We start from the raw sequence: 12160 nt of genomic DNA, 5'->3' as shown, positions 1-12160 counted from the left end.
TCAGATCACCCCCCGCAGGTGCTCGATCCGGGCGGCACCGCGGGCCCGGCTGACCACCGAGACCAGGTCGATCCGTACGCCGCCGGGCGGTAGCGGCACTTCGCCGATCGGCAGCACCGGCAGGACCGGGCCCACGGCGCTCGGCCCGGCGGCCGCCCCCTGGGCCGTCGGCGGTGCCGGGATCGATGGCGTTGCGGGCAGGGCCCGGGTGAACCGGGCGAAGTGCTCCGGCCACCGTTCGACCAGCCAGCGCTCGGCGAGTCGGCGCAGTCGATCGGCCTTGGCCGGGCCGAGGGCCTCCTCGGGCTGCTGGAAGCTGTGCTCGGAGCGGGTCTTGACCTCGCAGACAGCGATCGTGTCGTCGTCCAGCAGGATGATGTCGAGCTCGCCCTCAGGGCAGCGCCAGTTGCGCTCCAGGACCCGCAGGCCGTCCTCGGTGAGACGGCGCGCGGCCACCTCCTCGCCGTAGCGGCCCAGGGCCGTGTGTGCGTTCTGCATCGCGATCACCTCCGGATACGGAGGTTGCCGCCGCGCGGGCTTCTCGGCCACGGGGTGTCGTCAAGCTGTGGAGAACCCCGGGGGTGTGGACAGCGACATTCCCCCGGTCGGGCGCGGCCGCGAGGAGCTCATCCGATGATGCGCTCAGTTCCTGTGCGCAGTGCCCGCGCTCAGTGTCGTGCGCTCAGTGCCCGCACGCAGCCCCCACGCTCCAGCCCCCCTGCCCTGGTCCCCTGCCCTGCTCCCCCACTCAGTTCCCGAAGCCGGCCTCGTCCGAGGGCAGCTCCAGGTCGCTCTTCGCGAGCTCCTCGATGTTGACGTCCTTGAAGGTCAGCACCCGCACCTTGCGGACGAACCGGGCCGGGCGGTACATGTCCCAGACCCAGGCGTCGGCCATCGAGACCTCGAAGAACACCTCCCCCTGGACCGAGTGCACCTGCAGCTCGTAGTCATTGGTGAGGTAGAACCGGCGCTCGGTCTCGATCACGTACTTGAACAGGCCGACGACGTCCTTGTACTCCCGGTAGAGCTTGAGCTCCATCTCGGTCTCATACTTCTCGAGATCTTCCGCGCTCATACAGGCGTCCCCTCAGCTCGTCGAGTCCTTCCCCATTGTGGACCACCGCACCCGCACTCAGAGGCGGACCGGCTCGACGGGCACTCCCCCGCGCAGCAGCAGCTCCAGCAGCTCGACCAGGCGCTCGGGGTAGACCTGATCGGCTGTCCGGCGCAGCTCCGCCACCGTCCACCAGCGCGCCTCGCTCAACTGCTCGCGCTCGTCCGGCGCGCTGCCGGAGCTGTCCAGGTCGACCGGTCCGACCCCGACCGTACGGGCCAGGTGGAAGCACTGGCGCTGCTGGTAGCGCTCGCCGTCGTAGCTGAACTCCGCCAGGTCGACGGCCACCACCGGGCCCAGTTCCACCCCGGCCAGTCCGGTCTCCTCGGCCAGCTCGCGCAGCGCCGCCGCCCGGCTGTCCTCGCCCGGCTCCAGCCCGCCACCGGGCGTGAACCACCAGGTGCGTGCCGGTTCGGCGGGATCGAAACCGTGGAAGAGCAATACCCGGTCCGCCGCATCGAGCAGCAGCACCCGGGCGGCCTCCCGCCGTCGCACCGGCTCCTGCGCTGTCATCCGAACCCCTGCCCCATCGGCCACCTCACACCCCGAACACCCCGAACGCCAGAACACCAGAACACCAGAACACCCGAGAGCCCACCGGGCTCCCCCGCGCCGCGCCCCGGACCCGACTACCCCCGGCGCCCCGCCCCGCGGATCCGGCGGGCCAGCGCCGCCACCGGACCGGTCAGCGAGGTCAGCACGATGATCACCGCGCCCGCCACCGCCGCCCAGGCCAGCGGCACCAGCGGCCCGGGTTTGGCGGCCACCGGGCCGCCCAGCGCGTCGAACGCCACCGTACGCCCCTGCAGACCGGCGTGGCCGAACGGCCAGATGGTCGCCTCCACCCGTGCCTGCACCTGCGAGGTCGCGACCGTCCCGGCCAGGTCGTCCAGGTGCACCCGGGAGTCCAGCGAGCCGCTGCGGTTGTCGCCCAGCAGGAAGAGCCGCCCGGCCGGGACCTTCGCGCTGAACGCCGCGCTCGGCGGGCCCCCCGGCGCCACGTACGGCTCGTCGAGCGGTACGCCGTTGACGGTGAACCGGTGCTGGGCGTCGCAGCAGGCCACCGTGTCGCCGCCGACCCCCACCACGCGCTTGACCATGGTCGCGTTGCCCCAGGTCGGGTCGTGGAAGACGACGATGTCGCCGCGCCCGACCTGGGCGCCGTCCACCTTGCGGGCCAGCACGGTGTCACCGGCCGCGATGGTCGGGGACATCGAGCCGGTGGGCACCTGGTACGGCCGGTAGTCCAGCGCGATCATCCCGAAGCCGCCCAGCAGCAGCCCGAGGCCCAGGACCAGGGCCACCCCCTGGAGCACCGCGCCGACCCCTGGGCGGCGCCGGGCCGGGGTGGCGGGAGCGGTGGGTGCGGCGGCGCCCGGACCGGAGGATTCTTCGGCGAGGCTGCTCATCGGGACCGTCCTGGGTGGCGTGGGGGTACCTCCCGGCCGAAGGCTGGGGGCGGGCCGGACACGGCGGCGGGCCGTGGCACGTCCGAGCAGATTACTCGTCGGTACCACGGCCCGCGCAAGAGCCGAGCAGGGATGAAGGCCGTTGCGGGCCCGGCGCCGATCGCGCCGGCCGCCCCGCTAGTTGCGGCGCTTGCGACGCAGCCAGAGGGCGACCGGCATCGTCCCCACCACGCCGAGGGCCGGCGGCACCAGGCCCTCGGCCGAGATGCCCTTCTGGTTGAAGGTGGACGGCACCGGCAGGGTGGCCCAGTTGTTCACCGGCCAGGCCACCACGAAGGCCCGCCCGACCACGTCGTTCACCGAGACGAAGCCGCCGCCGGGCTCGGTCTTGGTCGGCGGCTGGTCCTGGTGGAAGCGCGAGTCCAGCGAGTCGTTGCGGTGGTCGCCCATCACCCAGATCGCGTTCGGCGGCACCTTGACCGGCCCGAACGGCGTGCCGCCGCAGGGGTTGGGGGGCGTCATCCCGGGTGTGTAGACGTACGGCTCGTTCAGTGCCACGCCGTTGACCGTGAGCGGGCCGTTGCCCTGGCACTCGACGGTGTCACCGGCCACCCCGATCACGCGCTTGATCAGGTCCTTCTCGTTGGCCGCCGGCATCAGGCCGATGAAGCTGAGCGCGTCCTGGATCCCGCGCACCACCGGGTTGGAGCTCTGCTGGGCGGTCTCGCCGTCGCCGAGCCAGCCGCCCGGGTCGTGGAAGACCACCACGTCGCCGCGGTCGGGCTTGGCGCCGAACCACGGGGTCAGCTTGTCCACCAGCACCCGGTCGCCGATTTTGAGGGTCTGCTCCATCGACGCCGAGGGGATCGAGAAGGCCTGCACGAAGAAGGTCTTGATGACCAACGCCAGGACCAGCGCGATGCCGATCAGGATCGGCAGTTCCTTCCAGAACGAACGCTGCTTGCGCTCGCCGCCGGGCTTCTCCTGCACGTCCTCCGGCACGTCCGGCAGCTGCGGCTGGTCGGCCGCCGGCTGCTCGCCCGCGCCGCCCTCGGGCAACCCGCCCTCGCCGTGGCCGCCATGGCCGTCGGTGGGCTCGGATGGCTGTCCGGATTCGGTGGACTGGGCCGTGCGGCCGCCGGAGCCCTCGGGCTCGCCGGCCCCGCGGGCGCCGATCACCAGATCCCCCACGACATCTCCTCCCTGCTGTGCGGACGACCATCGTCCGCGCTCACCAGTGCCGCACAGCCGGCACCACGCCTGTGACCGACCGTGAACCCGGGTCCGCACGTCCGTGGTCGGACGGCCGGACACCAGCACAGCCTTCGGAACCGTTCCCACGGACAAGCCCGGGAACGTCTGCACTTCTCTATCACCCCGAGTGGTCCACCCGGGTCTTCCCACACGGCGGCCCGATGGACCGGGCGAACCGTCAGTCCGCGCCCGCGGACCGCCGAGCCGCCCGCCAGCGCCGCCTGGCGGCCGGTGAGCCGCCGGTGAACGCCCCGCGCCGACCTCGCAGCACGGCAGGCGAGACGCCCAACATCCCCATAACGAGCGAGGGTTCCAAGGGATCCGGGCTGACCCCGGGGGATTGTCCGGCAGTCGGCGGGCCCAGTGCCGCCGGCGTGCCGTACGTCGGCCGGGAGAGCCAGTGCACGCGGTCCAGCGGCCAGCCGATCAGGAAGGCGCGGCCGACCACGTTCGACAGCGGCACGGTGCCCTGCCAGGGCCCGGACATGTGGTAGCGCGAGTCGGCCGACAGGTCGCGGTGGTCCCCCATCACCCACAGGCGCCCCTGGGGCACCGTGACACGGAACGGCATCCGCGAGGGCGGATTGCCCGGCGCCAGGTAGGGCTCGTCGATCGGCCGGCCGTTGACGGTGATCCGGCCGCCGGCGTCGCAGCAGGCCACGGTGTCACCGCCGACCCCGATCACCCGCTTGATCAGGTCCTGCTCGTTGGACGAGGGCAGCAGCCCGACGAAGCTGAAGGCGTCCCTGAAGCCGCGGCCGACCGGTCCGCCGCTGTCCGCGGGGGCGCTCTCCAGCCAGCCGCCCGGGTCCTTGAAGACCACCACGTCGCCGCGCTGCGGCGTGCTGCCGAACCAGGGCGTGAGCTTGTCGACCAGCACCCGGTCGCCGATCTGGATGGTCTGCTCCATCGAGCCGGAGGGGATCACGAAGACCTGCACGAAGAAGGTCTTCAGGGTCAGCGCGATCAGCAGCGCGACCACGGCGATCAGCGGCACCTCGCGCAGCAGGGCGCGCCGGCCCCGGCCGGCCGCCCGCCGTGCGGTGCGGCGGCGCTGGGCGCGGCCGCGGGCACCGACCAGCGCCCCCGGCGGCTCGACGATCCCGGGCTCCTCGACGGTCACGGCCTGCGCCGCCCTACCGCGACTCCCCATGGCCACCGCCCCTCGCCGCCGCGGCGATCGCCGCGAAGCCCGCCGGGGTGTCCAGCGCGGACCAGTGCCCGACCGGGAAGACCACCCAGTCGGCCCGGCCGATCACCTTGCCGACCGGGACGAAGCCGCCGCCGGGATCGCCGAGGTGGTCCCGGGAGTCGCTGGAGGCGCTGCGGTGGTCGCCCAGCACGAAGAGCTCGCCGGCTGGCACCTGGACGTCGAAGCCCACGGTGGAGGGCGCGTCCCCGGGGTACAGGTAGTCCGACTCGGCCAGCGGCACCCCGTTGACGGCCAGCTCCCGCTCGCCGGGCCGGTAGGTCACCCGGTCGCCGCCGACGCCGATCACCCGCTTGACGAAGATCGAGTCGTCCGAGGTCAGGCCCAGCGCGGTGCCGAGCTTGCGCAGTTCGCTGCCGAGATCGATCGTGTTGTCGCCGCCCGGCACGAAGGAGTCGGTGCCGTCGAAGACCACCACGTCGCCACGGTGGACGGTGCCGCCGAACTGGTAGGCGAGCTTGTTCACCACCAGCCGGTCGCCGGGGCGCAGCGTGTTCTCCATCGAGCCGGACGGGACCACGAAGGGCTGTGCGACAAAGATGACGACCAGCAGCAGCACCAGCAGGCAGACGGCACCGAGCTTGGCCAGGTAGCCCAGGCTCCAGCCGGGCGGCTGCTGCTCCTCGGTCCCGTCCGGCGCGAGGGCATCTTCGGCGGCCTCCCCACCGGCTGCCGCGGCGTCCCCACCGGTTGCCGCGGCCTCGGCGGCGGCAGCCGGCTCCGAAACGGCCGCGGACCGCGACGGCGCCCCCGCACCCGCAGGTGCAGAGGTGCCGTCGCGGTCCGCGATCGGTTCATGGGTGCTCATCGGGCTGAGCTTAGCGGCCAACCCTGAGCGTGCCGCACTCCCGGGGCGAGCCCGGGGCAGCGACTCAGCGGTCGCGCTTCTCCTTGATCTTCGCGGCCTTGCCGCGCAGGTCACGGAGGTAGTACAGCTTGGCGCGACGGACGTCACCGCGGGTGACGACCTCGATCTTCTCGACGATCGGGGTGTGCACCGGGAAGGTGCGCTCCACGCCGACGTTGAAGCTCACCTTGCGGACGGTGAAGGTCTCACCGATGCCCGCGCCGTGGCGGCGGATCACGACGCCCTGGAAGATCTGGATACGGGAGCGGTTGCCCTCGATGACCCGGACGTGGACCTTCAGGGTGTCACCGGCGCGGAAGGCCGGGATGTCGGTACGCAGCGAGGCCGCGTCGACAGCAGCGAGCTTGTTGCTCATGATGCTCTCCATCGCAGGCGCCACGGGCCGCCCACGGAAATCGTCACAATGGGGTTCGTTGCGGGTCGCTTCGGCTTGCGGGGATCCCCCCGTGGCGGGGGCACCGGACCACCGGACCGCGAAGAGCGGTCCCGGCGACAGACAACAGCGGCCTATTCTTCCACAGCCTCGGCGGGTCGAAGAAATCGGCCCTGCTGCTGGTCCCAGCCGAGGCCGAGCACGCTGAGCGCCTCGCGCTCCTTCTTGTCGAAGTCCTCGAACCGCCAGCGCTCCACCAGGTCGGGCCGGTTGGCCAGGGTGCGGGTGAAGGCCTGCTCGCGCCGCCAGCGGGCGATCTTGCCGTGGTTGCCGCTGAGCAGCACCTCGGGCACCGCCCGGCCGCGCCACTCGGCGGGCTTGGTGTAGACCGGGCCCTCCAGCAGGTCGGCCATCGCGCCGGGAGCGAAGGAGTCGTCCCGGTGCGACTCGGCGTTGCCGAGCACGCCGGGCAGCAGCCGGGCGATCGCCTCGACCATGACCAGCACCGCGACCTCGCCGCCGGCCAGCACGTAGTCGCCGATCGAGGCCTCGACCACCGGCATCCGGGTGGCGGCCTCCTCGATCACCCGGCGGTCGATGCCCTCGTACCGGGCGGGCGCGAAGGCCAGCCAGGGCCGCCCGGCCAGTTCCTGGGCCAGCTCCTGGGTGAACGGCACCCCGCTCGGGGTGGGCACCACCAGCGTCGGCACCTCCCCCTCGGGTCCCGCCGCGAGCACCGCGTCCAGCGCCTCGCCCCACGGCTCGGGCTTCATCACCATGCCGGGGCCGCCGCCGTACGGGGTGTCGTCCACCGTGCGGTGCACGTCATGGGTCCAGGAGCGCAGGTCGTGCAGGTGCACGTCGAGCTGGCCGCGCGCCCGGGCCTTGCCGACCAGCGAGACGTTCAGCGGGTCGAGGTACTCGGGGAAGATCGTGACGACGTCGATCCGCATCCCCTGGTGGACGCTCATCGCTCGCTCTCCGGCCCGCCGTCGACCTCGGCCTGGGCCTCGTCGATCAGCCCGGCCGGCGGGTCGATGACACAGCGCTGGTTCTCCAGGTCGATGGTCGGCACGATCTTCGAGACGAACGGGATCAGCACCTCGGTGCCGTCGGCCCTGGTGACGGTCAGCAGGTCCTGGTACGGCAGGTGGACCACCTCGCTGAGCTCGCCGACCGGGGTGCCGTCGAGCAGCACCACGTCCAGGCCGATCAGCTGGTGGTCGTAGTACTCGTCCTCGTCCTCCGGCCGCTCCTCCGGGTCCACCTCGGCGATCAGCATCGTGTTGCGCAGCGCCTCGGCGGCGGTGCGGTCCTTGACGCCCTCGAAGTGGAGCAGCAGCCGGCCGCTGTGCACCTTGCCGGACTCGATGGTCAGCGGGCCGACGCCGGCGGGGTCGGTGAGCAGCACCGCGCCGGGTCCGAGCCGCAGCTCCGGCTCGTCGGTGCGGACCTCGACGAAGACGTCCCCCCTGATGCCGTGGGCACGGCCGATCCGGCCGACGACGAGCTGCACGGTGCACTCCTGAGCACTAGTACCGAGACGGTGTTGCCTGAAAGCTGTGTTGCCTGAAGTTGTTGTCGGCCCGAAGCCGCGTCGACCTGAAGCCGGATTGCCGCAAAAGACAGATCCGGCCGGGACGCGCGAGGCGTCCCGGCCGGATCAGAAGACGACGGTGATCGTCAGCGGATGTTGTCCACATCGACCAGGTCGACGCGGACGTTGCGACCGCCGAGCGCGCCCACCACGGTGCGCAGCGCACGCGCGGTGCGACCGCCACGGCCGATCACCTTGCCGAGGTCATCAGGGTGCACCCGCACCTCGATGGTGTTACCCCGGCGCAGGTTGCGCGAGCGCACCTGGACATCCTCGGGGTGCTCGACAATGCCCTTCACCAGGTGATCGAGGGCGTCCTCGATCACGCTCAGGCCTCGGTGGAAGCGGCGTCGGCGTCAGCCTCGGCCTTGTCCGACTTCTTGGCCTTCGGGGTGATGGCGACACCGGTGGTGGCGTCCTCGAAGCCGGCGACGGCCTTCGCGAACAGGTGCGAGAAGTCCTCGACCTTGGGCTCGGCGACGAGCAGCGGGGCCGGGGCGGGCAGGCCCTTGAACTTCTGCCAGTCGCCGGTCAGCTTGAGGATGGCGAGCACCGGCTCGGTCGGCTGGGCGCCGACGGACAGCCAGTACTGGGCGCGGTCGGTGTCGACCTCGATCTTCGAGGGGTTGTAGGTCGGCTGGTAGATGCCGATCTCCTCGATCGCGCGACCGTCGCGCTTGGTGCGCGAGTCGGCGACGACGATGCGGTAGTGCGGGGAACGGATCTTGCCGAGACGCTTGAGCTTGATCTTGACTGCCACGGGAGTGGATTCTCCTGGAGTTGACGTGGGTGAGCGACCGCACACCGCGTGGGGTTGCGGGGTCGGTCGTTCGAATGACACGCCAGCCGTAGGCGAGAGGGTTCCTGTTGGCTGCCGGGTATCAGCTATCGATTGTGCCACACCGGGCACGGCTCCCCCGACCGGGGCGGGCCCGGTCAGGGGAAACGCGCACTCAGGTGATCTTGAACGGCTGCTGGCAGGCGCCGCAGACGATCGAGGCCTGGGCGAGCACCGAGGGCACCACCCGGACGTTGCGACCGCAGCCGCACACGGCCTTCACCCGGACGCCACCGCCCGAGGAACCGTGCCGGGCCGCCGGGCCACGGAACGCGCGTAGCACTCCGCCGTCGGGCGTCCCGGCCACCGCTTGCTGGTGGGCGCCGAGGGCGCGCTCCAGCCGCTCGATGGTCGCGGCGTACCGCTCCTGGGTCTCGGGGAGCATGGTCACCTGGGAGAAACCGCTACTGGCGTGCGGCTCCACCGGGTGCGCCAGCCCCAGCTCGGAGGCGAGGAGGAGGAAACGACGGTTGTGGTAGCGCCCGGCCCGGGAGGTGTCCCGGATGTCGCGGGCGGCGGCCAGACCGTGGGCGGCCTCGTGCAGCAGCCGCTCGAAGCCGAGCTGGGTGCCGCAGGCCGAGGACGACTCGCCGATCAGCGCCTCGGGCGAGGCGAGGTCGGGCAGGTCGCGGTGGTAGGCCTGGATGTCGCTCCAGGCGGCGGCCAGTTCGGCCGCGAGGACGAGGGGCTGTGTCGTGCTCACGCTATGCCAACGAGGGAGAAGGTTCCGACGTTCCATTCTTGAGCGCTCACCGAAAATTCCCGGAGAACTCTCAGCTGGGTGTGACAATGCCCGTGTTGAGCGTTCGAATTCTGACGCAAGACCAACCCCCTCGGTGTCCGCACCCGCCGTTCGTCGCCGGGTCGCCCGATTCCCGGGCGCGGCAGAGCGCCGCGCCGAGTTGTTTCGGCCCGGGCCCTGACGCGATTTTGACAGGGCCACGGGCCGTACACCGTACCGCTAGTTCGCCCGCACTGGGAGTTGACCGGTCAGTAGGCGAGACGCCGTCACCTATCGGTTACTCAATCAGCGAGCGGATAACCCATTTAGTACGCCCGCGCGACGATCGCGACATTGCCTTCCTGGTCGTCGGTGGCCGGCACCGAGCCGTCGGCGGCGACGATGCAGCGCACCGAGACACCCTGCTCGGCGAGCTTCGCCTCGCCCTGCGGGCCGAGCTCGGCCCAGGAGATCCGGCCCCAGCCGGTGGCGGCGGCCTCGATGGCCTCGTCGATGGTCTTCACGTCCACCGTGCGGGACTCGCGGCGCTCGCGGGACTGGCGCAGCAGCAGCGCCTGGTCCTCCTCCAGGATGCCGGGCAGCAGCGCGGCCAGGCCCTCGATCGCCACCGGCTCCTTGCCGCCGGGGATCCGGCGGGCCAGCATCGCGGTGCCGGCCTCCAGGTCGCGCGGGCCGACCTCGATCCGCAGCGGGACGCCCTTGAGCTCCCAGTCCACCGCGCGGCGGCCGAACGGGGTGTCGGTGCGGTCGTCCACCACGGTGCGGATGCCGGCCGCCTCCAGGGCGGCGCCGATCTCGCGGACCTTGGCGATCACCGCGTCGTCACCCTTGATCGCCAGCACCACGGCCTGGGTGGCGGCCAGGCGCGGCGGCACCCGCAGACCGTTGTCGTCGCCGTGCGACATGATCAGCGCGCCGACCATGCGGGTGGTGACACCCCAGGAGGTCTGCCAGACGTACTCGCGCTCGGCGCCCTGCAGCTGGTAGGTGGTGTTGAAGGCCTTGGCGAAGTTCTGGCCCAACTCGTGCGCGGTGCCGAGCTGCAGCGCCTTGCCGTCGCCCATCATGCCCTCGAGGGTGAGGGTGTTGATGGCGCCCGCGAAGCGCTCCTTGGCCGTCTTGCGGCCGGGCACCACGTCGATCGCCAGCACGTTGGTCATGAAGTCGCCGTAGACGTCCGTGTGGATCATCGAGGCGTAGGCGCGCGCCTCCTCGTAGTTGGCGTGGGCGGTGTGGCCCTCCTGCCAGAGGAACTCGGTGGTGCGCAGGAAGATGCGCGGGCGCAGCTCCCAACGGACCACGTTGGCCCACTGGTTGATGAGCAGCGGCAGGTCGCGGTGACTCTGCACCCACTTCGAGAAGTACTCGTTGATGATGGTCTCGGAGGTCGGCCGGACCACGACCGGCTCTTCCAGGTCCTTGCCGCCGCCGTGGGTGACCACCGCGAGCTCGGGGGCGAAGCCCTCGACGTGCTCGGCCTCCCTGGTCAGGTAGGACAGCGGGATGAAGAGCGGGAAGTAGGCGTTCTGCGCGCCGGCCTTCTTGATCCGCGCGTCCAGGTCCTGCTGCATCCGCTCCCACAGCGCGTACGCGTACGGTCGGATGACCATGGTGCCGCGCACCGGACCGTTGTCGGCCAGTTCGGCCTTGTTGATCAGATCCTGGTACCAGCGCGGAAAGTCGTCCGCCTGGGGGGTGAGAACGGGAGCCTTTGCCATGGGGCGAATCGTACGGTGCCCGGCGGGCCGAGTGTGAATCGCTGCCACCGCCCGGCCACCGCACGACCCGGCCCGGCGGGCCCCGGGGGGCGCACGCCCAGCGGGCTGGCGCACACCGGCGTGCTCCTCTGGACGGCGCGCCCGCGCCGCGCTTCGCTTGAGTCGGGGGCACGCAGTGGGGGGAGCATCCGCAGCACGTCCGACCGGACCTGATGGGAGGCCACCAGAATGGCTTCAGCGCACGGCACGGCCACGGCAGCACCGTTCCAGGCGACCCGACCGACTCCCGCCTCGCGGGCCCGCGACTGGGCCGAGATCCAGGAGCGCACGCTGGTACCGCTGTACGAGGCGGTGCACGAGCGGTTGGCGGTCGGTCACGGCGGCAGCCTGCTGGACCTGGGCTGCCGCTCGGGGCTCGCGCTGCTGCTGGCAGCCGGACGCGGGGCTCGGGTGGCCGGCCTGGAGCCGGATCCGGAGCTGCGCGAGCTGGCCAGGGCGCGTCGGCTCTGGGTCACCGCCGGGCTGCCCGCCACCCGGTCGGCGCACGGCGTGGTCACCGTCTTCGAGCCGCTGCGGCTGGCCGAGGAGCCGCTGCGGACGGCCCGGGAGGCGGCCCGCCTGGTGCTGCCCGGCGGCCTGGTGGCGCTGGCCGGCTTCGGGCCAGAGCAGGCCTGCCAGAGCGCGGCGGTGCTGGAGGTGGCCCGGCGGCGCGGCGGCCCGCGGCACGCCCTCGACCCGTTCCGGCTCAGCGGCGCGGGCGAGTTGACCCGGCTGGCCGCCGACGCCGGGCTGCGGGTGGTCGGCAGCGGCACGGTGGCCTGCCCGTTCGGCTACCCCGACCTGGACAGCGCGGTGCGCGGACTGCTGGCCACCGGCTGGTTCGACGCGGCGATCGACTACGCGGGCGCGGCTCCGGTGGCCAAGGAGGTCGCCGAGGCGCTGCACCCGTTCACCCGGGCCGACGACACGGTGCGGATGGCCAACACCTTCCAGTACGTGCTGGCCCGCCGGACCTGACGCCAGGGCCGTCGAGCTGA

The 12160-nt window shown here is 72.0% G+C and carries 15 protein-coding genes; 1 reads left to right on the top strand and 14 read right to left on the bottom strand.

Translation table 11 applies throughout. The annotated features are described in order from the left end of the window. The 14 genes from OG403_RS24780 to proS form a co-directional block, all read right to left on the bottom strand. A complete protein-coding gene (locus tag OG403_RS24780) occupies nt 1-498 on the bottom strand; it encodes a YraN family protein (protein ID WP_329567959.1) in 498 nt (165 codons plus the stop codon). Nucleotides 499-748: 250 nt separating this feature from the next. After that, on the bottom strand, nt 749-1075 hold the full coding sequence (locus OG403_RS24775) for a DUF2469 domain-containing protein (RefSeq protein WP_184935368.1): 327 nt from the start codon (nt 1073-1075) through the stop codon (nt 749-751). A gap of 57 nt (nt 1076-1132) precedes the next feature. Further along, on the bottom strand, nt 1133-1627 hold the full coding sequence (locus tag OG403_RS24770) for an NUDIX hydrolase (RefSeq protein WP_329567957.1): 495 nt from the start codon (nt 1625-1627) through the stop codon (nt 1133-1135). A 116-nt stretch (nt 1628-1743) separates the two neighbouring features. Continuing rightward, nucleotides 1744-2523 carry a signal peptidase I gene (gene lepB, locus OG403_RS24765; RefSeq protein ID WP_329567955.1) on the bottom strand — a complete coding sequence of 260 codons (780 nt, stop codon included), beginning with the start codon at nt 2521-2523 and terminating at the stop codon, nt 1744-1746. A 177-nt stretch (nt 2524-2700) separates the two neighbouring features. Next, nucleotides 2701-3714, bottom strand: a complete 1014-nt coding sequence (lepB, locus tag OG403_RS24760) for a signal peptidase I (protein ID WP_329567953.1) — start codon at nt 3712-3714, stop codon at nt 2701-2703. 241 nt (nt 3715-3955) lie between these two features. Next, complete coding sequence (gene lepB / locus OG403_RS24755) at nt 3956-4900, bottom strand: signal peptidase I (protein ID WP_329567951.1); 945 nt, start codon at nt 4898-4900, stop codon at nt 3956-3958. A 13-nt stretch (nt 4901-4913) separates the two neighbouring features. Continuing rightward, a complete protein-coding gene (gene lepB, locus OG403_RS24750; protein WP_329567949.1) occupies nt 4914-5795 on the bottom strand; it encodes a signal peptidase I in 882 nt (293 codons plus the stop codon). A gap of 64 nt (nt 5796-5859) precedes the next feature. Then, a complete protein-coding gene (rplS, locus tag OG403_RS24745; RefSeq protein ID WP_329567947.1) occupies nt 5860-6210 on the bottom strand; it encodes a 50S ribosomal protein L19 in 351 nt (116 codons plus the stop codon). A gap of 152 nt (nt 6211-6362) precedes the next feature. Further along, nucleotides 6363-7181: a tRNA (guanosine(37)-N1)-methyltransferase TrmD gene (gene trmD, locus OG403_RS24740; RefSeq protein WP_329572522.1), complete on the bottom strand. Its 819-nt coding sequence runs from the start codon at nt 7179-7181 to the stop codon at nt 6363-6365. A 14-nt stretch (nt 7182-7195) separates the two neighbouring features. Then, nucleotides 7196-7744, bottom strand: coding sequence for a ribosome maturation factor RimM (gene rimM / locus OG403_RS24735; RefSeq protein ID WP_329567945.1), 549 nt, complete (start codon nt 7742-7744; stop codon nt 7196-7198). Nucleotides 7745-7911: 167 nt separating this feature from the next. Beyond that, nucleotides 7912-8151 (bottom strand): RNA-binding protein, encoded by a 240-nt coding sequence (locus OG403_RS24730; protein WP_266293475.1) that lies wholly within the window; start codon nt 8149-8151, stop codon nt 7912-7914. A 2-nt stretch (nt 8152-8153) separates the two neighbouring features. After that, nucleotides 8154-8585: a 30S ribosomal protein S16 gene (gene rpsP, locus OG403_RS24725; protein WP_184935375.1), complete on the bottom strand. Its 432-nt coding sequence runs from the start codon at nt 8583-8585 to the stop codon at nt 8154-8156. 193 nt (nt 8586-8778) lie between these two features. After that, nucleotides 8779-9366: a hypothetical protein gene (locus OG403_RS24720; RefSeq protein WP_329567940.1), complete on the bottom strand. Its 588-nt coding sequence runs from the start codon at nt 9364-9366 to the stop codon at nt 8779-8781. A 344-nt stretch (nt 9367-9710) separates the two neighbouring features. Beyond that, nucleotides 9711-11123, bottom strand: a complete 1413-nt coding sequence (gene proS / locus OG403_RS24715) for a proline--tRNA ligase (RefSeq protein ID WP_329567938.1) — start codon at nt 11121-11123, stop codon at nt 9711-9713. A gap of 228 nt (nt 11124-11351) precedes the next feature. Here proS and OG403_RS24710 point away from each other — a divergent pair, with 228 nt between their 5' ends. Next, nucleotides 11352-12140, top strand: a complete 789-nt coding sequence (locus tag OG403_RS24710; RefSeq protein ID WP_329567937.1) for a class I SAM-dependent methyltransferase — start codon at nt 11352-11354, stop codon at nt 12138-12140. Nucleotides 12141-12160: the final 20 nt, after the last annotated feature.

It is taken from the genome of Kitasatospora sp. NBC_01266 (assembly GCF_036242395.1).
Lineage (GTDB): Bacteria > Actinomycetota > Actinomycetes > Streptomycetales > Streptomycetaceae > Kitasatospora.
This window is presented reverse-complemented; position numbering and strand designations above follow the sequence as displayed.

Excerpts from the sequence above, each read along its gene's own strand:
- OG403_RS24780 (WP_329567959.1), bottom strand. The coding sequence starts at position 498 with ATGCAGAACGCACACACGGCCCTGGGCCGCTACGGCGAGGAGGTGGCC.
- OG403_RS24775 (WP_184935368.1), bottom strand. The coding sequence starts at position 1,075 with ATGAGCGCGGAAGATCTCGAGAAGTATGAGACCGAGATGGAGCTCAAG.
- OG403_RS24770 (WP_329567957.1), bottom strand. The coding sequence starts at position 1,627 with ATGACAGCGCAGGAGCCGGTGCGACGGCGGGAGGCCGCCCGGGTGCTG.
- lepB (WP_329567955.1), bottom strand. The coding sequence starts at position 2,523 with ATGAGCAGCCTCGCCGAAGAATCCTCCGGTCCGGGCGCCGCCGCACCC.
- lepB (WP_329567949.1), bottom strand. The coding sequence starts at position 5,795 with ATGAGCACCCATGAACCGATCGCGGACCGCGACGGCACCTCTGCACCT.
- rplS (WP_329567947.1), bottom strand. The coding sequence starts at position 6,210 with ATGAGCAACAAGCTCGCTGCTGTCGACGCGGCCTCGCTGCGTACCGAC.
- trmD (WP_329572522.1), bottom strand. The coding sequence starts at position 7,181 with ATGCGGATCGACGTCGTCACGATCTTCCCCGAGTACCTCGACCCGCTG.
- proS (WP_329567938.1), bottom strand. The coding sequence starts at position 11,123 with ATGGCAAAGGCTCCCGTTCTCACCCCCCAGGCGGACGACTTTCCGCGC.
- OG403_RS24710 (WP_329567937.1), top strand. The coding sequence starts at position 11,352 with ATGGCTTCAGCGCACGGCACGGCCACGGCAGCACCGTTCCAGGCGACC.